The organism is Actinomadura graeca (assembly GCF_019175365.1).
GTDB lineage: Bacteria > Actinomycetota > Actinomycetes > Streptosporangiales > Streptosporangiaceae > Spirillospora > Spirillospora graeca.
In genome coordinates this window covers 6,622,391-6,643,292 of record NZ_CP059572.1, presented here as the reverse complement: position 1 = coordinate 6,643,292, position 20,902 = coordinate 6,622,391, and the positions used below count along the sequence as shown (strand labels likewise).

The 20,902-nt window shown below is 74.4% G+C and carries 16 protein-coding genes; 11 read left to right on the top strand and 5 right to left on the bottom strand.

From position 1 onward, the window contains the following. The first annotated feature begins 76 nt into the window (after nt 1-76). Both AGRA3207_RS29365 and AGRA3207_RS29360 read left to right on the top strand, forming a co-directional pair. Nucleotides 77-598, top strand: coding sequence for an NADAR family protein (locus tag AGRA3207_RS29365; RefSeq protein ID WP_231330348.1), 522 nt, complete (start codon nt 77-79; stop codon nt 596-598). A 67-nt stretch (nt 599-665) separates the two neighbouring features. Next, entirely contained in the window at nt 666-1,844 is a 1,179-nt protein-coding gene (locus AGRA3207_RS29360; protein WP_231330346.1) for an alpha/beta hydrolase family protein, read from the top strand. On the opposite strand, the gene AGRA3207_RS29355 is transcribed toward AGRA3207_RS29360, so the two are convergent. Next, a complete protein-coding gene (locus AGRA3207_RS29355) occupies nt 1,822-2,799 on the bottom strand; it encodes a zinc-binding dehydrogenase (RefSeq protein ID WP_231330344.1) in 978 nt (325 codons plus the stop codon). The two genes, AGRA3207_RS29360 and AGRA3207_RS29355, sit on opposite strands and share 23 nt — an antisense overlap. Nucleotides 2,800-2,948: 149 nt before the next feature. Here AGRA3207_RS29355 and AGRA3207_RS29350 point away from each other — a divergent pair, with 149 nt between their 5' ends. The 8 genes from AGRA3207_RS29350 (at nt 2,949) to AGRA3207_RS29315 (ending at nt 15,085) form a co-directional block, all read left to right on the top strand. Beyond that, entirely contained in the window at nt 2,949-3,551 is a 603-nt protein-coding gene (locus AGRA3207_RS29350; RefSeq protein ID WP_231330343.1) for a hypothetical protein, read from the top strand. Nucleotides 3,552-3,574: 23 nt separating this feature from the next. After that, nucleotides 3,575-4,348, top strand: a complete 774-nt coding sequence (locus AGRA3207_RS29345) for a hypothetical protein (protein ID WP_231330341.1) — start codon at nt 3,575-3,577, stop codon at nt 4,346-4,348. Nucleotides 4,349-4,680: 332 nt separating this feature from the next. Next, on the top strand, nt 4,681-6,156 hold the full coding sequence (locus AGRA3207_RS29340) for a hypothetical protein (RefSeq protein ID WP_231330330.1): 1,476 nt from the start codon (nt 4,681-4,683) through the stop codon (nt 6,154-6,156). Nucleotides 6,157-6,281: 125 nt separating this feature from the next. Further along, a complete protein-coding gene (locus tag AGRA3207_RS29335) occupies nt 6,282-7,961 on the top strand; it encodes a VMAP-C domain-containing protein (RefSeq protein ID WP_231330329.1) in 1,680 nt (559 codons plus the stop codon). After that, nucleotides 7,962-8,927 carry an AAA family ATPase gene (locus tag AGRA3207_RS29330; RefSeq protein ID WP_231330328.1) on the top strand — a complete coding sequence of 322 codons (966 nt, stop codon included), beginning with the start codon at nt 7,962-7,964 and terminating at the stop codon, nt 8,925-8,927. Next, nucleotides 8,917-13,200 (top strand): SAV_2336 N-terminal domain-related protein, encoded by a 4,284-nt coding sequence (locus AGRA3207_RS29325; RefSeq protein WP_231330327.1) that lies wholly within the window; start codon nt 8,917-8,919, stop codon nt 13,198-13,200. The genes AGRA3207_RS29330 and AGRA3207_RS29325 overlap by 11 nt, the downstream gene beginning before the upstream one ends. A gap of 43 nt (nt 13,201-13,243) precedes the next feature. Then, nucleotides 13,244-13,816 (top strand): TetR/AcrR family transcriptional regulator, encoded by a 573-nt coding sequence (locus tag AGRA3207_RS29320; protein WP_231330326.1) that lies wholly within the window; start codon nt 13,244-13,246, stop codon nt 13,814-13,816. Between the two features lie 81 nt (nt 13,817-13,897). Next, entirely contained in the window at nt 13,898-15,085 is a 1,188-nt protein-coding gene (locus AGRA3207_RS29315; protein WP_231330324.1) for a Cmx/CmrA family chloramphenicol efflux MFS transporter, read from the top strand. A 16-nt stretch (nt 15,086-15,101) separates the two neighbouring features. On the opposite strand, the gene AGRA3207_RS29310 is transcribed toward AGRA3207_RS29315, so the two are convergent. The 3 genes from AGRA3207_RS29310 to rraA all read right to left on the bottom strand — a co-directional run bounded on the left by AGRA3207_RS29310 (nt 15,102) and on the right by rraA (nt 19,207). After that, nucleotides 15,102-16,331 (bottom strand): hypothetical protein, encoded by a 1,230-nt coding sequence (locus AGRA3207_RS29310; protein WP_231330322.1) that lies wholly within the window; start codon nt 16,329-16,331, stop codon nt 15,102-15,104. Nucleotides 16,332-16,519: 188 nt separating this feature from the next. Beyond that, nucleotides 16,520-18,589 carry a M6 family metalloprotease domain-containing protein gene (locus AGRA3207_RS29305; RefSeq protein ID WP_231330320.1) on the bottom strand — a complete coding sequence of 690 codons (2,070 nt, stop codon included), beginning with the start codon at nt 18,587-18,589 and terminating at the stop codon, nt 16,520-16,522. 138 nt (nt 18,590-18,727) lie between these two features. After that, entirely contained in the window at nt 18,728-19,207 is a 480-nt protein-coding gene (gene rraA, locus AGRA3207_RS29300) for a ribonuclease E activity regulator RraA (protein WP_231330318.1), read from the bottom strand. A gap of 116 nt (nt 19,208-19,323) precedes the next feature. On the opposite strand from rraA, the gene AGRA3207_RS29295 reads away from it, so the two are divergent. Then, nucleotides 19,324-20,268: a protein kinase family protein gene (locus AGRA3207_RS29295; protein WP_231330316.1), complete on the top strand. Its 945-nt coding sequence runs from the start codon at nt 19,324-19,326 to the stop codon at nt 20,266-20,268. Nucleotides 20,269-20,367: 99 nt separating this feature from the next. Here AGRA3207_RS29295 and AGRA3207_RS29290 read toward each other — a convergent pair whose 3' ends face one another. Then, nucleotides 20,368-20,823, bottom strand: coding sequence for an Lrp/AsnC family transcriptional regulator (locus AGRA3207_RS29290; RefSeq protein ID WP_231330314.1), 456 nt, complete (start codon nt 20,821-20,823; stop codon nt 20,368-20,370). Between the last annotated feature and the right edge of the window lie 79 nt (nt 20,824-20,902).

Genomic DNA, 20,902 nt, shown 5'->3' with positions numbered 1-20,902 from the left:
GACCGGCGGATGCCCGGCAGGGTATCCACCCGGAAACCCCGTTGCGGTCGAACCGGGCGTTCGGAAGGCTCGGGACATGGGCATCGACGAGCTGATCGGGCTGGAGGAACGCGGCGCGCTGCCGGAGTTCGTGCTCTTCTGGGGCGGACGCCGGGCCGAGGGCCGCCTCAGCCAGTGGTACCCCTCGCCCTTCACGCTCGACGGCGTCGAGTACGCCACGGCAGAGCACTACATGATGGCGGAGAAGGCGCGGCTGTTCGGCGACCGCCGGACGGAGGCGGAGATCCTCCGCGACCTCGACCCGCGCAGGGCCAAGGGCCTCGGACGCCGCGTCGCGGGCTTCGACGAGCAGACGTGGGCGCGGCACCGGTACGACATCGTCGTGCGCGGCAGCGTCGCCAAGTTCGCGGCCCGCGACGACCTGCGCGGCTACCTTCTGTCCACCCGCGGCAAGGTCCTCGTCGAGGCGAGCCCGCTGGACGCCGTCTGGGGTATCGGGCTGGACGAGCACAGCCCCGACGCCGTCCGGCCGTCGCGCTGGCGGGGCCTGAACCTGCTCGGCTTCGCCCTCATGGACGCCAGGGACGCGCTCGGCTGACCGTCCTCCGCCAGGGGATCGCGCCTCCGTCGCGGGATCGCGCCCGGAGTGGGTTACCGTCGGGTCTGTGACGACCCGCGCCCCCGAGTCGCCCGCCCCGGCGACCCCCGAGCCATCGCGCCCGCGGCGGGCCCGCCGTGTCCGCCGGGCCGTGGCCGCGTTCCTCGCCGTCGTGCTGCTGCTGTGCGCGGCGGTCGGCGGCATCGGCTGGTACTTCGCGGGACTGGCCGCCCAGGTCGACCACGCGGCCGAGTACCCGCTCACGATCGTGGACACCGCCCCCGGGACGGTGACGCTCGCCCGCGGCCCGGAGACCGAGCGTTCCGGCACCTGGGCGCTGGCCTGGGAGGGCGGGCGGGCGATGCTCGGCCCGGTCGTGGGCGGCGACGCCCGGCACGTCGTCCGGCGGGTGACGTCGGTCCCCAAGGGGCGCCTGGTGAAGGGCGCGAAGGCCACCATGGACCACTGGCTGTACGACGGGAACCCCAAGACCGCGCTCGGCCTGGACTTCAGGGACGTCACCTATGCGTCGCAGGTCGGTCCCATGCCCGCGTGGCTGCTGCCCGGCGCGTCCCCCAAGAGCACGTGGGTCATCGCCGTCCACGGACGGAACGCCGACAAGGCAGAGACGTTCCGGTCCATGAAGGCCGTGCACGCGACCGGCCTGCCTCTGCTGTCCATCGCGTACCGCAACGACGTGGGGGCGCCGCCGTCCGCCGACCGCAAGAACCATCTGGGCGGCACCGAGTGGAACGATCTGGCGTCCGCCGTCGCCTACGCCCGCTCCCAGGGCGCCACCGGGGTCGTCCTGTACGGCTGGTCGATGGGCGGCGCGATGGCGCTGACGGTGCTGCGCAAGGACCCGTCGTTCGTGCGCGGCGTCGTCCTGGACTCGCCCGTCATGGACTGGAGCGCCACCCTCGACAAGCAGGGCGACGCCCGCCACCTGCCCCGCTTCATCACGAGTGTGGCCAAGCGCGTCCTGGAGTACCGCATCGGCATCGACCTGCGCGACTTCGACCAGCGGCGGTTCGCGCCCCGGCTGCGGACGCCGACGCTGATGTTCACGACGGCCGAGGACGCCACCGTAGCCAACCGCCCGGCGTTCGCCTTCGCCGCGGCCGCCCCGCCCGGCATGGTCACCCACGTCGCCGCGCAGGGCGACCACACCGAGGCGTGGAACACCGACCCGGCCGGCTACGAGCGCGCCCTCACGTCCTTCCTCACCCGGGCCGGCCGTCCCTGACGGGCCCGCCCCGCCGCACCTCCAGCAGCGTCTTGCCGACCCCGGCGCGTGATTCGATCACCGCGTGCGCGTCGGACGCGCGTTCCAGGGGGAAGCGCTGGCCGATCACCGGGCGCAGCCGCCCGGCCGCACCCTCGCCGAGCGCGCTCAGCGTGAACTCCCGCAGCTCCTCCGGGGACGCGACCGGCCGGACGAGCGTCACGCCCCGCGCCGCCGCCGCGTCCTCCGGGATGTCGGCCCACTCGCCGCTGGCCAGCCCGAAGGCGACCATCCGCCCGCCGGGCCGCAAGAGCGTGAACGCCTCCCGCGCCACCTCGCCGCCGACGCCGTCGAAGACGACGTCCACCTCCCCGGCGGCCCCGCCCCATCCCGGCTCCCGGTAATCCACGGTCTCGTCGGCGCCGACCCCGCGCGCCACCTCACGCTTCGGCCCGCCGCCGGCCGCCGCGACCACCGTCGCGCCCGCCGCCTTCGCCAGCTGGACGAGCAGGGTCCCCACCCCGCCCGCCGCCGCCTCCACCAGGACGCGCTCGCCGGGCTTCGGCGCCGCCGCGCGCAGCATCATCGTCGCCGTCCGCCCGTCGGCGAGCAGGGCCACCGCGTCGTCGAGGGCCAGGCCGTCCGGCACCTCGAACAGCGCCGCCGCGTCCACCGCCGCGCGCTCGGCGTACCCGCCCGACCCGCCGGTGCCGCTCACGACCCGCCGCCCGACCAGCGCCGGATCGGCCCCCGCGCCGACCTCCGCCACCACGCCGCCGACCCCGTTCCCCGGGATCAGCGGCAGCTCCGGGCGGAACGGTGATGGCCCGCCCGACCGGAACTGCGTCTCCACGAAGGTGATGTTGGCGAACTCCACGTCCACCAGCGCCAGCCCGTCCCCGGCCACCGGATCGGGCGCGTCACCCGGGACCAGCACCTCCGGCCCGCCGAACTCCCGCAACCACACCGCACGCATGACGTCCTCCGTCCGTAGGCCGCCAGCCTGCAACCTCAAGCGCGGTCGAGGTCAATCGGGACGCAACGAATCCCTTTTCCCGCCCCACCCGCCTCTGTAAGCTTTCGCGCGTATACCGCCCCGCTGTCGGCCGACGCCCAGGGATGACGATGCGCGCCCGGTTGGTACGTCCCCCCACGCAGGGGGTCCGCCGCGCCGCCCCGATACCGGCGACGCTGCTGCTGTCACTGGCGCCGCTGCTCGCGGCGTGCGGCACGTCCCACCCGTCCTCCGGCGCCCTCAAGCCCGAAGGGTCCTTCGACACCGGCGCGGCGGCCGCCCCCACGTCGACCGCGGCGGCCCCCTCGGCGCAGCCCACCGAGCAGCTGTACAAGACGGTCCTCCAGCGGTACCGCGACTACCAGGCCGTCTACAAGCGCGTCTACGAGAGGAACGACCCCGCCGAGCTCGCCACGGTCGCCGTCAACCCGCTTCTCGCCGAGGTCACCCAGGACGTCGAGAGGACCAAGGCGAGGGGCGAGATCTGGCGTTTCGCCAACACCCACAACCCCCGCGTCTACGCCCGCTCGACCGACGGCACCAAGGTGTACGTCATCGACTGCGTGCGCACCCTCAGCGGCTACCGCTTCTCGGCCACGACGGGCAAGCGCGTGGGCGGCGGCAAGGGCGGCTCGTACCTCTACCGCTCCACCGTCCTCTACGACTCAGGCGCCTGGAAGGTCGCCGCCACCGTCCAGGACCGCCCATGCTGACGGCCTTCAGCAAAGGACATCCGATGTCTGCCCACACCCCCGCGTCCGCCCGCACCCCCGCACGACGCCGGAACGCCGTGATCGCGGCGACCGCCGTGGCGCTCCCGCTCGTCGCCGCCGTGCCGTCCGCCGAGGCGGCCCCCTGCCGGCTCCCGGAGAAACTGACCTGCGCCCCCAGGAACACCACCGGCGGGTCCGGCGGAGGCTCGCGGGGACCCGCGGGCGGAGGCGGAGGCGGCGGCCCCGTCGCGCCTCCCCCGCCCGAGGGGCTGAACGACAACGAGGCCATCGGCGTCGTCCCGGTCAACGGCGGGCCCGCCCCGGCGGCCGCGCCGCCCAGCACGGCCCAGCTCGTGGAGGAGGCCCTGAGCGCGAAGGCGTTCCCCGTGCCCGTCGTCCACACCGCGCCGAAGGGCAAGACCTACGTCCGTATGCGGACGTCGCTGTGGGTCGACGGTTTCGACGTCGTCCGCACCGACCCGGTAAGCGCGGGCGCCCAGACCGTGCAGGCCACGGCGCAGCCCACCGCCGTGGACTGGGATCTGGGCGAGAAGAGGCTGACCTGCGCCGACGGGGGCAGCAAGGCCGGCACGACCTGCCACTACACCTACCGGCGGTCGTCGGCGGGCAAGCCCGGCGGCTCCTACAAGATCACCGCGACGGTCCGGTGGCATGTCACCTGGACGTGCGCCGGCGCCGACTGCGACGCCGCCGACGGAGACCTCGGCGAGCGCACCGAGACCTCCCCGCCCGTCGCGCTGGTCGTGAGCGAGATCCAGACCAACACGGGCCAGTAGCCGCGACCGGGCACGGCCGCCTCCGCGGGCCGGGGATCGCCACCGCGCGTCCCGCGCGCGGGCACCCGCCGTCCCCGCGGGCGGGCACCGCGTCCGGGTGCCGCCACTTGCGATGCAGGGGCGGGCGGCCGGGCTGCGCTGCTATGATCGCCGCCATTGCGTGGGCGGACGCGGCGACGGACCTCGGAGTCCTCGCCAGGCGGGCAGGCGACCCGCACCTCCCCGGCTCCCCCGCGCCGCCGTCGTAGCCGACAACCGCATAGGAGACCGGTCGCCTCGGCGGTCCGCGCCGGCCTTCGACCCGCCGCACGTCCACAGTTAGGTTCCCGGTGTTGCTAACCCCTCCCAAGGCCAGATGGCCGAAGGCAGAGCCCGTCCGGGCCGCCGTCAGGGGCAACCGGCCGTTCACGGCGCTGCTCCTCGCCGGCGTCCTGCTCAGGCTGGTCGCGATGCTGGGCTACCCTCCGGCGCTCTGGTTCAACGACAGCTACGACTACCTGCGGATCGCCAACGCGCCGTTCCCGCACCCGCTGCGGTCGGAGGGGTACGGGCTCTTCCTGTGGCTGCTCAAGCCGTTCCACAGCCTGTACCTGGTGACGGGGTTGCAGCACGCGGCGGTCGTCGCGATGGCGGCGTTCGGGTACCGGGCGCTCGTCCGGGACTTCCGGGTACGGCGGCACTGGGCGGCGCTGGCGCTCGCGCCGGTCCTGCTGGACGGCTACCAGATCGAACTCGAGCACCTGCTGCTGTCGGACACCCTGTTCACCGTGCTGGTGTTCTGCGCCGTGCTGCTGATCGCGCGGCCGGGGGCGGCGGGATGGCGGCGGGCGGGCCTCGCGGGGGCGCTGCTCGGCCTGGCGGCCGTCACCCGGACGGTCGGGGTCCCGCTGATCGCGGTCGCCGTCCTGTACCTGCTCGTCCGGCGGACGCGGTGGCCCGCGCACGCGGCGCTCGCGGCGGCGTTCCTGCTGCCGCTCGGCGGGTACGCGGCGTGGTTCCACCACGACCACGGGCGCTTCGCGATGACCGGCGCCGACGGCGTCTACCTGTGGGGGCGGGCGTCGGCGTTCGCGGACTGCGACAGGTTCGCGCCGCCCCCGGACCTCGCGGCACTGTGCCCGTACGGCGCGCCGGGCGACCGGCCCGCCTCGTCCCACCAGATCTGGGAGGCGGGCTCCCCGACCGGCTGGAGGGACGGGCGCCCGTTCGACCCCGTAACCAACGACAAGGCCCAGCGGTTCGCGATGTGGGCGATCGGGAACCAGCCGCTCGACTACGCCCGGGTCGTCGCCTACGACTTCTTCGGCCGGACGTTCACCTGGCGCCGCAGCCCGTACCCGCAGCCCGGCACCGAGAACAAGTACCGCTTCCCGGAGCGCCCCGACCGCATGCGCCCGCTGCCGGTGATCGGCGGCGGGGACCGGCTGTCGGTGGTGCGGGAGTACGAGCACGGCTCGGGGCGGACGCGGGTCGTGAGCCCGTTCGCCGACATGATCCGCGGCTACCAGTCCGTCGTGAACGTGCGCGGGACGATGCTCGGGGCCGTCCTGCTGGCGGGGGCGGCCGGGATCCTGCTGCGGCGGGCGCGGCGGGGCGCCGGGCTGTTCTGGCTGACCGGGACGGCGCTGCTGGCCGTCCCGCCGCTCACCGCCGACTTCGACTACCGGTACCTGCTGCCCGCCCTGCCGTTCGCCTGCCTCGCCGCCGTCACCGCGTGGGGGCGGCGGCCGGACGCCGGGCCGGAACCCGAGCCGGCCGAGCCGGGGCCCACCGAGCGGGAGGCCGAGGTGCAGCCCGCGGGCCGCTGACCGCCGTGTCCTGCCGTGTCCTGCTGTGGCCGCCCGCCGCGGAGCGGACCACCCGAAATGGGTGATCTTGATAGATTTGACGGCTGACAGGGGGCTGCGGGCGAGCGGACTGGAGTGGCCGCACGGTGGACGACTGGGAGTGGCGCGCCTGGGTCGGCCATCCGGCGGGGCGCAAGCTCGGCGCCGCGTTCCTGGTGACCCCGACCACGCTGGTGACCTGCGCGCACACCCTCCACGGCCTGGACGAGGCGCGCGTCGGGTTCCCGGGGCTGCTGGAGGACCTGCCCGCCTCGGTGGTCGCGCGCGGCGGCTGGGACCGCGCCGGCGACCCCGGCGACGTCGCCGTCCTCGAACTGCACGAGCCCGTCCCGTACGCGCCCGCGCGGCTGGCGGGACCGGCGGACCTGCCCGCCCGGACGGCCGGCGGCCACGCGTTCACCGCCTGCGGCTTCCCGAACCGCAAGGACGACGGGGAGCGGTACGCGTCGGTCACGACGAGCCCGCACCAGCGCATGCGGCGCGAGTGGTGGGAGCTGCGGACGCTCCCCGGCCACTGGCTGGAGGAGGGCTTCAGCGGGTCGGCCGTCCACGACGAGGCCACCGGGGAGGTCATCGGCATGGTGACCAACGCCGAGCTCGGCCGCGACCGCCGCGCCTCCCTCGGCTGGATGCTGCCGATCTCCCGGATGAGGCTGTACTGGGAGGAACTGGACGACCTCCTGCCGCTCGGCTGGCTCACCTCCCCGGCGCGCCGCGAGCTGCGGACGCTGCTGGACGGCGTCCCCTTCACCGCGCCGCTCGCCCGCGACCTCGGCGCGGTCACCGGCCGGCCCCCGGTCGAGGCGCCCCGCTCGGCGTGGGACTCGGTGCGGCTCGTCGCCGAGGGCTTTCCCGAAGACCGGCTCACCCGCTACCTCGGGACGCTCGGACGCCACCTGCCCGGGCCCCGGCGCCACCACCTCGACACCTGGACGGCACGCCATCTGCGCCCCGCCCCTGGCCCGCCCCGCGCGGACACCGCGTCCGCGCTCGCGTCGCTGATCGTCCGGCTGGAGCGGGTGACGTTCGGCAACGCCTTCGACGTCACCGTGCACACCTGGATCGACGGCGCCGAGGGCCCCTCGCAGCGGACCGAGCGCGTGCGGGAGCGGCAGGTGCGGACGGCCGTCGAGACGAGCGTGGCCCGCTCGCTGCACGCCGTCGTCGACCGCGACTGGATGATCGAGTTCGCCGTCCCGGAGACCTGGCTGAGCAAGCCGTTCGAGACCTGGCACGTCGACCGCGTCAAGAAGATCGCGATGCGGAAGTACCCGGTCGTCGTCCGGGACGTGGACCGGTTGCGCCCCGACTCGATCCGCCGCGACCAGGCCCGGCTGCGGTGGCGGCTGCTGTACGAGCGCGGGCGCAGCGAGCCGCAGCGGATCGGCTGCGACGACACGCGCAAGGGCGCCGAGTTCCAGGACTGGCTGGAGGCCAACGACGACTACTGCGTCCTGGTCTACGGATGCCGGCCGGTGCGGAGCAGGCTCGCCGCCGCGCTCAACAACGGCGTCCCGGTGATGCTCTGGACGCGCACCGCCTGCGACGCGCCCGACCACGCCACCTGCCGGAACCACCGGCTCCTGGACGACCTGGCCGCCGCGGTCGAGCGCGAGCACCCCGGCGACCTGCCGAGGGTCGCGCTGGCCCTGCGCAAGAAGGCGCTCTCGGCGCCCCACGACCAGCCGCACTGCGGCCGCGACCTCACCCTGCTGTGGGACGACCCGTCCCGGCTCCCCGATCCCCCGCTCGCCATGGAGGTATAGGTGCCCGACTGGCTGCTCTACACCGGGAGCCGGCGCCCGCACGACGGCGTCGACCGCCTGCCGCCGCCCCCGCCCTGGCGGGCGTTCGACGGCGGCCCCCTCCTGCCCTTCCCGCCCGGCCCGTCGGGGAACGCGCATTCGGCGACGACGTACCGCCCGTCCGAGGACGCCGTCGAGCAGGTCAACGCGGCCCTGTACCTGCGCCGCCCGCTGCTGGTGACGGGCCCGCCCGGCACGGGCAAGTCCACCCTCGCCTACGCGGTCGCCCACGAGCTCGGCCTCGGGCCCGTCCTGCACTGGCCCATCACCAGCCGGACGACCCTCCGCGACGGCCTCTACCAGTACGACCCGCTGACCCGCCTGTACGCGGCGGGCCGCGAGGGCGCGCCCGCCGACGAGGACGTCGGCCGCTACATCCGGCTCGGCCCCCTCGGCACCGCCCTGCTCCCCTACGGCCGCCCGCGCGTCCTGCTCGTCGACGAGATCGACAAGAGCGACATCGATCTGCCCAACGACCTCCTCACGATCTTCGAGAAGGGCGAGTACGAGATCCCCGAGCTGGTCCGCCGCGCCGACCCGTCCGCCGAGGTGATGACCGCCGACGGGCCGCGCGTCGCGGTGACCGGCGGCACCGTCCGCTGCCGCGCGTTCCCGCTGGTGGTGATGACCAGCAACGGCGAGCGCGAGTTCCCGCCGCCGTTCCTGCGCCGCTGCGTCCGCGTGGACCTGCGGCAGCCCGCGGGCGAGGCCGAGCTGGCCGCGATCGTCCGCGAGCACCTCGGCCCCCTCGCCGACCAGAGCGACGACCTCGTCCGCCGCTTCTTCGAGCGCTCCTCGTCGGGCACGCTGGCCACCGACCAGCTCCTCAACGCCGTCTACCTGTGCCGCCACGCCGACTCCGGTGACCGCCAGGCCCTGGCCGACCGCGTCATGCCCTACCTGAGCGGGCCCGCGGATGACGATTGACCGGCTGCGGGACGTGCTCGGCGCCGTCGGGCCGCGCGCGCCCGACGCGCTGGAGATGAGCGAGCTCCTCTGGCTCGCCTGCCACCTCCCCACCACCGGCGGGGAACCGGAGCGCACCGGACCGGCGCCCGTCCCGCCCGCCGCGGAACCCGCGGACGCGGCGTCCCCGCCCCCGGTCCCCGCCACCCCCGGGCCTGCACCGGTCCCCCGGCCCCGGGCGGCCCTGCATCCGCGTCCCGCCAGGGGGGCGGCGACGGCGGGCGGAACGGCGGGCGGGGCGGCGGGCGGGGCGGTCGAGGTCCTCGTCCCGACGGCGCCGATGCTGGCCGACCCTCTGGGCGTCCAGCGGGCGCTGCGCCCGCTGAAGCGCCGCGTCCCGTCGCGGCACCGCCTGGAGCTGGACGAGGACGCCACGGCGGCGCGGATCGCCGACGCCCGCATGACCGGCGCCCTGAACACCGGCGCCCACAGCGTCGGCGCGCGCCGGTGGACGCCCGTCCTGGTCCCCGCGCCCGAGCGCTGGCTGACGCTGACCCTCGTCGTGGACGGCGGCCCCACCATGCGCCTCTGGCAGCCCCTCGCCCGCGAGCTCGCTGAGGCGCTCGTCCGCCAGGGCGCGTTCCGCGACGTGCACGTCGGCCACCTGGACGTCACCGGACGCGTCTCCTCCGCCGCCGGGGCGCCGCCCCGGGATCCGGGCACGCTGCTGGACGGCTCCGGCCGCCACGCCGTCCTGGTCCTCAGCGACTGCTCCGGGCCGCACTGGTGGGACGGCCGCGCCGCCCGCGCCGTCCGGCGCTGGGCGCAGGCCGGGCCGGCCGCGATCGTCCAGCCGCTGCCCGAGCGTCTCTGGCGGCGCACCGCGGCCCCGGCCTCGCCGGGCCTGGCGGTGCTGCCGCGTCCCGGCGCCGCCAACGCCGATCTGCGCTTCACCCCGTACGACGGGGCGCCGCCCCCGGGCGTCCCCGTCCCGGTGCTGGAGGTCGCCCCGCACTGGTTCGCCGCCTGGGCGCACCTGGTGTCCGGCGCGGGCCCGCAGCCCGCCGCCGTGACGACGTTGCCGTCGCGGACGCCGGGGGGCGTGCCCGTCCTGCGCGAGCGTGAGCTGCCGGTCGCCGAGCGCGTCCGCCGCTTTCTCTCGACGGCCTCGGCGGAGGCCGCGGAGCTGGCCGCGCACGTCGCGGTGTCCGATCCGTCGCTGCCGGTCATGCGCCTCATCCAGCACCGCGTGCTCGGCGGCTCCGGCCCGGGGCGGCTCGCCGAGGTGCTGCTGAGCGGGCTGCTCCGCCCGGCCGGCGGCGTCCGCTACGCGTTCGTCCCCGGCGCCCGCGAGGCCCTCCTCGACACCCTCCCGCGTCCCGAGGCCCAGCACACCCGGCACGTCCTCGAAGCCGTGTCCGCCGAGATCGAGCGCCGCGCCGGGACGGCCGCCGAGACCTTCCGCGCCCTGCTGCCCGCCGACGGCGGCCCGGTGCGGCTCGCCGCGGACACCGACCACTTCGCCCTGGTCACCGCCGAGACCGGCGCGACGCTCGCACCCGCGTCCTCCGGTCCCCCGCACCTGCTCGACCTCTACGGACGGCAGGTCGACGACCTGATCGGCCAAGGCTGGGACCGCCCACCGCAGCCCACCGCCATCGGCGAGGACGAGGACGGGGCCGCGGTCTGGGTCGACATCCTGCCCGGCGGTACTCCCGCCTCGCACGGCCTCATCATCGACGCCTCGCACGACAGCCGCTACCGGCTGCTGGAGACGATCGTCCTCGGCCTGGCGCTGAACCACTCACCCGGCACGGTCACCTTCGCGTTCCTCGATCTGGACGCCCCCAGTCCGTACTACCGGTTCCCGCTGGACACGCTGCCGCACACCACGGACGCCATCGACGGGCTTCCGGCCCTCGGAGCCGAGCGAGCGCGCCGCAGGTCGGTCCTCCGGGCGGCGACCTGGGACGCCTACCAGGCGGCCATCGCCGGTGGACGGGACCTCGCCCCGCTCCCCGCCCTGGTCGTGTTCGTCGAATCCGTCGGGCGGCTGCCGACGACGGGCCGCGAGATGGACGAGATCGCCGCGCACCTCGGCCAGGACGACACCGACCTCGGCATCCGGCTCGTCTTCCTCACGTCGGTGCGGCCGGACATACCGCCCGCACGGTGGGAGATCACGTTCCCCGGCGACGGATCCGCCCTGCTCAAGCACGAAGGACGGAAGCGTCAGACCCGTTTCCGCCCGGCGGAGACGCCGTACGCCGACATGCTCGCCCTCCAGGGCAGGATGGCGCACCGGTGGTTCGCCTCCGGAGAGCCGCAGGCGCCGTCCTGCGTGATCGGCCTCGACGAGGATGGCCACGAGGTCGAGTTGAACCCGCTCGACCCGTCCGCGGGCATGCCGCACGGGCTGGTCGTCGGGGAGCAGCCCGTGCGGCAGCGGGTGGTGCGGGCGGTCGTCTCGGCCCTCACGGACGCCTACCCTCCGTCCGACCTCGGGATCGTCTTCGCCGGGCTGGGCACGCACCCCCTCGGCGTCCAGTTCGACCTCCTCCACCAGAGGCGCTCCTACGAGGAGCTTCTGGGTGACCCCAAGAGGCTCCGCGAGTTCGTGGGCTTCCTGGAGGAGCTGGAGTCGCGTTCCCGGGCGCGGCCGGAGCGGCGCCTGCTCCTGGTCGTCGATGTCTCCCTGACGTTCTCCCTGACGTTCCCGTCCAGCAGGCCCGAGGTGGCCGAGGCGCTCCTGGCGCTGGCACAGCGGGGCGAGTCTCTCGGCGTCCACCTGCTGCTCTCGTCGACGACCGTCGAGGAGAGCAGGACCTGGAACCGGTTCCTCCCGCTCCTCGGCTGGCGCGTCGCGGCGAACCACCTGACACCCGCCGAACTCAGCCAGGTCGTCGGCCAGGGCGCGCTCGCGTTCCCCGACGGCCGCACCGCTTACCTGAAGACCCCCGGGGACGGCCCGCGCCGCTTCGAGGTCGCACTCTCGCCATCCCACGAGCAAGAGCCGCCCGACCCGCCGGAACCGCCGGACCTTCAGACGCTCACGGGTCTGTGGTGGGAGGTCGAGGACGGTCCCGAACCCGAGTGGGTCAGGAACATCCTCCGCGGGCTCCTCACCGTGGAGGAGGAGATTTTGCGGGGGCGGCGGGCCGCGGGCTCCCGCCATCTGGTCTTCCACGGTCCCCCAGAGCCGGAGATGAGGCAGACGGCGCGACGCTACGGTCAGATGCTCGCCGATCTCGGCGTCCTGCCGAACGCCACCGTGACGGACCTCTCGTGGCAGGCACTGGCCGCGTCCGGTCCCGGCGAGGCGTTGTCCAGCGTCTCTGGGATGCTCCGGCAGGCGGGCGGCGGCGTCCTGCTCCTCTACGGCGTGGACGCCCTCGCGCCCCTCATGGGCACCGACGAGGGCGAGGTCCTCGTCGAGCGGCTGATCGCGCTCGTCGAGCGGCATGGGCGCGACACGGTCGTCATCCTCAGCGGCGAACGCCCCGGGCTGGAGGAGATCCTCTCCGCCGACTTCAGGCTCGGCGCGCTCTTCCCCCGCTCGGTGAACCTCGTCCCGCCTCCCGCCGTCCCGGAATCGCCCGGCCTTCCCGAGACGCTCAACGTGGGCGATCTCCCGCCGGTCACCGGAGACCGCGTCCCGATCGGGGTCGAGGGCCTGACCCGCGCGCCCGTGCTCCTGGACTTCACGGCCGAGCCCCACCTGCTGGTCATCGGTCACGCCGGGTCGGGACGGGCCAACCTGATCCATCTGATCATCGAGGGGATCGTGACGCGGCGGGAAGGACCGCCCACCGTGTACGTCCTGGACCCCGACCGGTACCTGCGCGGGATCGCCACCGAGTTCGGGCTTAACTCACCGGTCCCCCGGGGCGTCCACTACACCTACTACACCGCGGAGTTCAAAAGGTTCCTGAACAGGCACCTGCATCAGAAGCGGCCTACCGAGAGCTTCTTCATCTCGATCGACGTCGCTTCACCGGACGACGACCCGCTCGCCCAGCTGCCGGGTCTCGGGGCGTTGGCCCAGAAGGACATGCACCTCATCGTCGCCCGCCGCCCGAGGCTCCCCGGGCGGGAGCCCGATCCGGTGGTCACGGCGATGCACGACTTCGGGGCACCGGCGCTGCTGCTGGGACGCGCCCGCGGGCAGGAGGCGGACCGCTACGGAGCCCTGATCCCGGACGAGGAGGCACCGCCGGGCCGGGGCGTGTTCGTCCGGCGCGGGGAGCAGCGGCCCGTCCAAGTCGCGCACGCCTCACCGCCCGCGGGCCCCTGACCCTTTTTGGATTGATCAGTCCATAACGTGGTAGCGTGACGGCATGGCGAGACCGCGGAAGTTCGACGAGGCACGCGCCGTGGACGCCGCCATGCGCGCGTTCTGGACGGCGGGATACGAGGCGACGTCCACGGAGGATCTCTGCGAGGCCACCGGCCTCGGCCGCAGCAGCGTCTACAACGCCTTCGGGAGCAAGCACGAGCTGTTCGAGAGGGCCCTGGACCGCTACATCGAGGAGCGGACGGCGGCGCTCATCGAGTTGCTGGACGGCGACGGGCCCGCCCGCGAGAGGCTGCGGACGCTGCTGGAGCGGACCGCCGACACCGAGACCGGCGACCCGGCCGGGTGCCTGGTCGTCAACGCCATCGTGGAGATGGCGCCGCGCGATCCGCAGATCGCCGAGCGGATCGCCCGTGACCAGGAGCGGCGGCTCGCGGCCCTGCGGGCGGCCATCGAGTCCGGGATGCGGTCGGGCGAGATCGACGCGGGCAAGGACGCGCGGGCGCTCGCGCACTTCGTCGTCGCGACCGTCAGCGGGATGCGGGTCGCGGCCCGAGGGGGTGCCGACCGGGCGACGCTGTCGGGGATCGCGGAGACGGCGATGAGCGCGATCTGACCCGGAGGGGCGGCACGCGGGCCGTCCCCTTTTTTGCGCTGATTTTGAACTGAACAATCTAAAACAGGGAGGCGATGGCCGATGCCACGGGCCGTCTACGTGCTGGGACTCGCGATCTTCGCGCAGGGCACGTCGGAGCTGATGCTCGCGGGGCTGCTGCCGGAGATGGCCGCCGACCTCGGCGTGTCCGTCCCCCGCGCGGGGCTGCTGATCTCGGCGTTCGCGATCGGGATGCTCGCGGGCGCGCCCGTCCTCGCCGTGCTGACGCTGCGGTGGCCGCGGCGGCGGTCGCTGCTGGCCTTCCTCGCGGCCTTCGCCCTCACGCACGCCGTGGGCGCGCTGACCCCCGGCTACGGGGTGCTGTTCGCCACCCGGATCGCGGGGGCGTTCGTGTACGCGGGGTTCTGGGCGGTCGCCGCCGTCGTGGCGGTCGGGCTGGTCCCCGGCGGCGCCCGCGGCAGGGCCATGGGGATCGTCGCGGGCGGCCTCACCCTGGCGACGATCGTCGGGCTCCCGGCGGGGACGGTCATCGGCCAGCATCTCGGCTGGCGCGCCGCCTTCTGGGCGGTGGCGGCGCTGTCCGCGCTCGCGATGGCCGGGGTGGCGGCGACCGTCCCGCCGGGCCGTCCCGAGGGGAAGGCGCCGCGCGTCCGGGACGAGCTGCGCGCGCTGGCGCGGCCCCAGGTGTGGCTCACGTATGCGACGACGTCCCTGGCCACGGGCGCCTTGCTGGTCACGTTCGGCTACCTCGGCGCCATGCTGACCGGCACGACCGGCCTCGCCGAGCGGTGGGTGCCGGCCGTCCTCGCGCTGTACGGCGTCGGCGCGCTCATCGGCATCACGGCCGGCGGGCGGACGGCCGACACGCGCGCCGTCCCCACCCTCTACACCGGCGTCGCGGGCCTGGCGGTCACCTCGGCGGCGCTGGCCCTGACGGCGGGCTCGCCGGTGCCCGCCGTGGCCCTGGTGTTCCTGCTGGGCGGGTTCGGGTTCGCGACCAACCCGACGCTGAACACGCGGGTCTTCGCGCTGACCGGCGGCGCCCCGACCCTCGCCGCCGCGGGGAACGTCGCGGCGTTCAACGTCGGCATCACGGCCGGGCCCTGGCTCGGCGGGCTGGCCCTGGACGCCGGGGCCGGATACCGGGCCACGGCGTGGATCGGCGCCGTCCTCGCCGTCGCGGCCCTCGGCACCGTCGCGCTGGGACACGCCGCCGGGCGACGTCCCGTGTCCGGCGCGGCGCCCGCGCGTCAGGAGGTCGGCGCCTGAGCGTCCCGGCGCGCGGTCAGTAGCAGGAGCGCGCGGGCAGGCCGTAGAGCGCCCGCCGGTGGGCGTGCTCGGCGACCGTCCAGAGGCGGCCCTGCCCCCGGTAGCAGGACAGGTCCTCCGGGCCGTGGGAGATCGTCATCCGCCGCACGCCGCCCCACTCGTCCCAGTCGCGGTACGCCGTGAGGAGCTGCCCGCGCCGCGTGCCCCGGTTGTGCGTGAACCACCACTGGCCGTGCGTGCGGACACCGCCCTGGATCTTGTCATCGGGCAGGAGCGCGATCCAGTCGGCGCGGACGTGGGAGGCGCCGCCGGTCAGGCCGCTGAGCGGCCAGGTGACGACCCGGCCGCGCGGGGCCGACGGACGGCAGTACTCGCCCGCGATGAGCACCGGGCGGTAGGTCGTCCGGTCGATGGAGAGCCAGGACGTGCGCAGCGGCCCGGCGCCCCGGCACCGGGGACCGGCGCCGCCCCGGGCGTAGAGCCAGCTCCCCGTCTGCGCCAGCACGTAGCGGAAGCCGTGCCCGTAGTACTTCCCGCCGTGCAGCCCGATCCGGTCCTCGTGCTCGGTGGAGCCCGCCCTGCTCGCGGCCAGGTCGTAGATCTGCCTCATGTCGAACTCGCGCACCCCGCGCCGCGTGTCCGCCACGTACAGCCTGTTCCCGAACCAGGCGATACCGCCGGCGTGGACGTCGATGTCGCCGAACGTCGGCCGCCCGCCGCGCGTCCCCGGCTCGACGAGCAGGACGTGCCGGTACGAGCGCCGGTCGGGGTTGACGAACGTGACCCGGGTGCTGCCCTTGTCGTGCCACGACACCAGCAGCGGGCGGCCGCCGCCGCTCCACCGCTCGTCGTCGACGGCGTCGGAGATGCCCGTCACGCCCTGCGGGACCCACGTGCGGGTGACGGAGTCCTCCCGGTCCCAGCAGTGGACGAGGGAACCGGCCGGGACGCCCGCCGCACGTCCGCAGCCGCCGCCGAGCCTGCGCTGCCCCGCGGAGCCGATCACGGCGTCGACGCCACTGCGCCGGAGCCTGCCGTCGAGCCCGCGCACGGGGCCGCCGAGGTCGGGGCCACGGCGCAGGTCGGCGTCGGACGTCCGCGGGGCGGCGGCACTGCCGGCCGGTGCGGATCCCGCGCGGGCGGCACCCGGGACCGCGGCGAGCAGGGCGGCCACGGAGACCGCGGCCACGAGGACCACGACGCACGGCCTGCGGATCCCGGTTGCTCTGCGCTGCGATATCGTCACGATTCGTAACGTAGCCCAGGACGCACCCTTTTACCGCCGCCGATAGCGCCTGCGGACGGGCAGCTTACCTAGAAATGATCATTACGTGGCGCGTGTCGGCCCGCCGCCTCCCGCGGGCGTCCCGGACGCGCGGCGGCCGCCGTCACGTGTGGCTCCGTGACGGCGGCCGCCGCTGTTCAGATGGTCGTTCAGGGAAGGCGGCACGTCCCGGAGGCGGTCTGGGACGGGTCGCTCTCGGAGGTCCCCGTCAGCCGCAGCTCCGACTTGGGGTCGGCGCCCGGGCCCGCCTTGGCCCAGACGTCCACCTTCGTGGTGCCCTGCGCGGTGGCGGTCGCCAGCGCGTTCGGCAGCCAGGCCGTCCAGCCCTTGCCGGTCACGTCGGCCTTGAGGCGGAACACGTCGGAGCCGTAGTAGCCGGTCCCGCCCGTGCCGGTGTTCTGGAGGTCCAGCGTGCACTTGGCCCAGCCGCCGTCACCGGGGGCCGCCTCGCCGGAGCCGACCTTCACGCCGCGGCGCTGGGAGCCCGCGCCGTCCAGGGAGCGGATCGCGACCGTGTACGACAGCACGCCCTTGGCGTCGCGGGCCAGGTCGAGGACGTAGAAGTGCAGCCGGTTCTCCTTGTCGACGTACTCGTACTCGCTGCCGGAGTCGGTGCCCGCGTGGTAAAGCGCGTCCGAGAGCTGCCGGTAGTCGCCGATCGTCATCTTCTGCGGCGTGCCGTCCGGCCGGACGAAGTCGACCTTGTCGATGTCCTGCGGGTTGGCGTCCTTGACCCAGATGAACGGCGCGTCGTCCGCGTTCTTGGTCTTGGCCAGCAGGACCCCGGAGTCCGTCGTGAAGGAGTCGAAGCCCATCCGGTCGACGACCTCGATCGTGTAGTTGTCGTATTTGTGCTGGGCGTCGCCGTCGCACAGGGGGTCGCTGGAGGTGTTGCAGCCCGGGCTCTTGTCACCGCCCGAGCCGAACTTCAGGTTGATGCCCGACAGCCCGCCCTTGCCGGGCTCGACGGCGCGTGCGGTGATCTTCGCGACGAGGGTGCCGGAGGAGCGGATCGTGTCCCGGTCGAGCTGGAGCACCTTGCCCGTGTCGATGATGCCGAGCTTGAGCTTGTTGCGCAGCATGTGCTGCGCGCCCATCGAGGCGCCGCCCGTCGCCGGGATCATCCACCGGCTGTGCGGGCCGCCGGGGCCGTTGAAGGTGCCGCGGCTGAGCATCTCCCAGGGGCCGCTGTAGTCGCGGCGCGCCGGGACGCCGTACGGGTTGTTGTAGTTGTCGCCGATGCCCAGGATGTGGCTGAACTCGTGGGCGAAGACGCCCATGCCCGAGCTCTCGGCCTGGATGGAGCTGCCGCTGACGGCGTCCGGCCACAACGTGGAGCCGGCCTGCCAGGACGTCCAGGGCACGTACCGGGTCTTCACCCAGTTCGGCAGCCGGGAGTCGCCGGAACCCCACGCGGCGGGCACGTCCTGCTGCGTGGTGAACTTCATCTGGCCGAACTCCTGCCAGGTGGACGACTCGTCCTGGCCGGCGCTGAGGTAGAAGACGAAGTCGTACTTCTTGGCCTCGGCCTCGCCGACGGCGGCGACCCAGGCGGCGCGCGCGTCGCGGCGCAGATCGCGCTGGCAGGTGTCGCCGGACGGGCAGCCCGAGCCGCCCTGCATGCCGTCCACACCGTACTCGTGGTCCTTGGCCGGCATCTTGTACGCGCCGAATCCCGTGAGGTCCACGCCGTACCGGCCGCCGGAGTCCTCCATCCAGTACTCGTGGATGGTGTGGCCGTTGTTCAGCTTCTGCGGCTTGTTGAGGAAGTCCTGGTAGAACTTGGCGACCTCCGAGCGCGGGACGTCGCTGGTCACGGTCGGGTTGCCGAAGATCGAGGAGTTCTTCGGCTGTGTCACCACGAACGGCTGGTTGCTGTAGTCGACCAGCACCAGCGCGCCCTTGAAGTTCTTCACCGACCCCTTGCGGGCCGGGTCGGACCATGTCGTCCCGGGGACCGCCTTGTAGTCGTCCCAGGTCATGGTGTCGGGGAGCTCATAGTTCTGGGGGTCGAGCGGACGCGGCGCGTCCATCGGGAGCACCCGTGACCGCTGGCCACGCTGCCAGGGCTGCGTCTGCGGCCAGTGCCGCATCTGCCACGGGTTGGCGGTGGGCTTCGGGATCGGAGGTCTCACCTGCGCGGCGGCCGGGCTGACCGCGAGTCCCGCGGCCAGCACCATCGCCGCCGCGGGCACCAACAGAGTCTTCTTGGCGCGCATGTCTCTCCTGTCTCAGTCGTTGCCGAGAAAGTAGAGACAAGCCGTTCTGCCGGACAACGGCCGAATTGTACGACCTTGCACGGATCGGCCTGGCATGAACCGCCCAGAAGGGGAGAATCTCTCCTTTTCAGGACGCCTTTAGCGCACTTTCCGGCCCGCCACGACGATGCCGTCCTCGTCGCTGTAGAGCCAGTCGCCTGGCCGGAACTCCACGCCTCCGAACGAGACCGGCACGTCCACCTCCCCGGCGGCGTCCTTGGCGCTCTTGCGCGGATTCGACCCGAGCGCCTTCACGCCGAGGTCCATCCCGCGCAGCGCCGCCACGTCCCGGACGGCGCCGTGGATCACCGCGCCGGCCCAGCCGTTCTGCACCGCCGAGGCCGCGATCATGTCGCCCATCAGCGCGGACGCGAGCGACCCGGCACCGTCCACGACGAGGACGCGGCCGTCGCCGGGCGTGTTGAGGACCCGCTTCACGAGCCCGTTGTCGCGGTGGCAGCGCACGGTGGAGACGGGCCCGGCGAACGCGACGCGCGCCCCGTACTGCCGGAACTGCGTCTCGCAGCTGCGCAGCTCGTCCCCGAAGTCGTCGATGAGGTCAGCGGTCCCGACATCCATGGTCACGCACCCTACTTCCCGGCATTCCGGCACAGTCGGGCACCGCCCCAGCATCCCGGACGTTAGGCTCCTACGACCGAGGCCGCCGCACCCGGCCCGGCTCCCAGGAGGCCGCCATGCAGTCCCCCGCCGCGCAGTCCCCCGCCGCCCCGCCCGCGTACGAGCCGCTCCGGCCGGGCGACCCCGCGCTGATCGGCGGCTACCGCGTGCTCGCGCGGCTCCGCGGCGGCCGGGCGTACCTGGCCACGACGCAGAGCGGGCGGCGGCTGGCGATCACGCGCCTCCCGTCGCGGCTCGCGGACGACGCCGCCCTCCGCGACCGCCTCAGGGCGCGGATCACCGCCGCGCGGCGGGTCCGCGGGCCTTACCTCACGGCGGTGTTCGACGGGCACGCCGACGAGACGGGCGCGTGGGCCGCGACCGACCACGTCCCCGGTCCCACGCTGGAGCGCGCGGTCGCCGAGACCGGGCCGCTGCCCGTCGCGGCGGTGCGGACGCTGGTCGCCGCACTGGCCGCGGCGATCCGGGCCGTCCACGACGCCGGCCTCGCCCACGGCGGCCTCGCGGCCCACACCGTCCACCTCACCGAGGACGGGCCGCGCGTCTCCGCCCTCGGCTGGGCCGGGGCGGGGGCCGAGCCCGTCCCGTCCGGCGACGTGCTGCTCCTCGGCGGCGTGGCCCACTTCGCCGCGACCGGCCGCAGCCCGTTCCGCGACGGGACGCACGACCTGACCGGCTGCCCGGACGAGCTGCGCGGGCTCGTCGGGCGCTGCCTGGCCGACGACCCGGACGACCGGCCCGGGCCCGGCGCCGTCCTCACCGCCGCGGGGGGCGCCCCGCCCGCGCCGGGCTGGCTGCCGCCCGACGTCGCCGCGCTCCTGCCCGCCTACCTGGCCGAACCGCCGTCCCGGCCCGTCGCGTCAGGGGGCGAGCGGAGGCGACCCGTCGTCCTTCCCCCGGACGCGCCGCCGCCCGCGTGGCAGGGCCCGATGCCGGGTGCCGCGGGACGAGGCCCGGCCGCGCCCGTCACCCTGCCCGACGCGCCGCGTCCGGCACGCTGACCTGCGACCGCCCGGCCGCGTGCGCCGGGGGGCACGCCGGGCGAGGGCACGCGCGCGAGGGCACGCCGGACGGGCGCGCCTCAGCCGGACAGGCGAGCGTCAGTCGGACGGTGCGTCGATCGGGCGGCCGATCAGGCGGGACAGCACGATCGCCGTCTTCGTCGCGGTGATGTTGTCCTCGCGCCGCAGCCGTTCGAGGGCCTGCTCGAGATGCTGGATGTCGCGGGCCCGCACGTGCACCAGGGCGCTCGCGTCCCCGCTGATCGTGTACGCGGCGACGACCTCGGGATGGCCGCGGACGCTGGAGTAGATCTCCTCCGGGGACGTCGCGCCGGTACAGAAGATCTCGATGAACGCCTCGGTCGTCCAGCCGAGCGCGGCGGGGTCCACGACCGCCGCGAAGCCGTTGATCACACCGTCCGAGCGGAGCCGGTCGACACGCCGCTTGACCGCCGGGGCCGACAGCCCGACCTTGTCCCCGATCTGCGCGTACGAGGCCCGGCCGTCCTCCAGGAGCCGTGCAACGATCCGACGGTCCAAGTCGTCAAGACGCAACAAATAACACCCCCCAAGTCGGTTTCCGTCATTGGTCGCCGCTTGATGCCGAACATACGCTGGAAGTGGGCCGACGGCC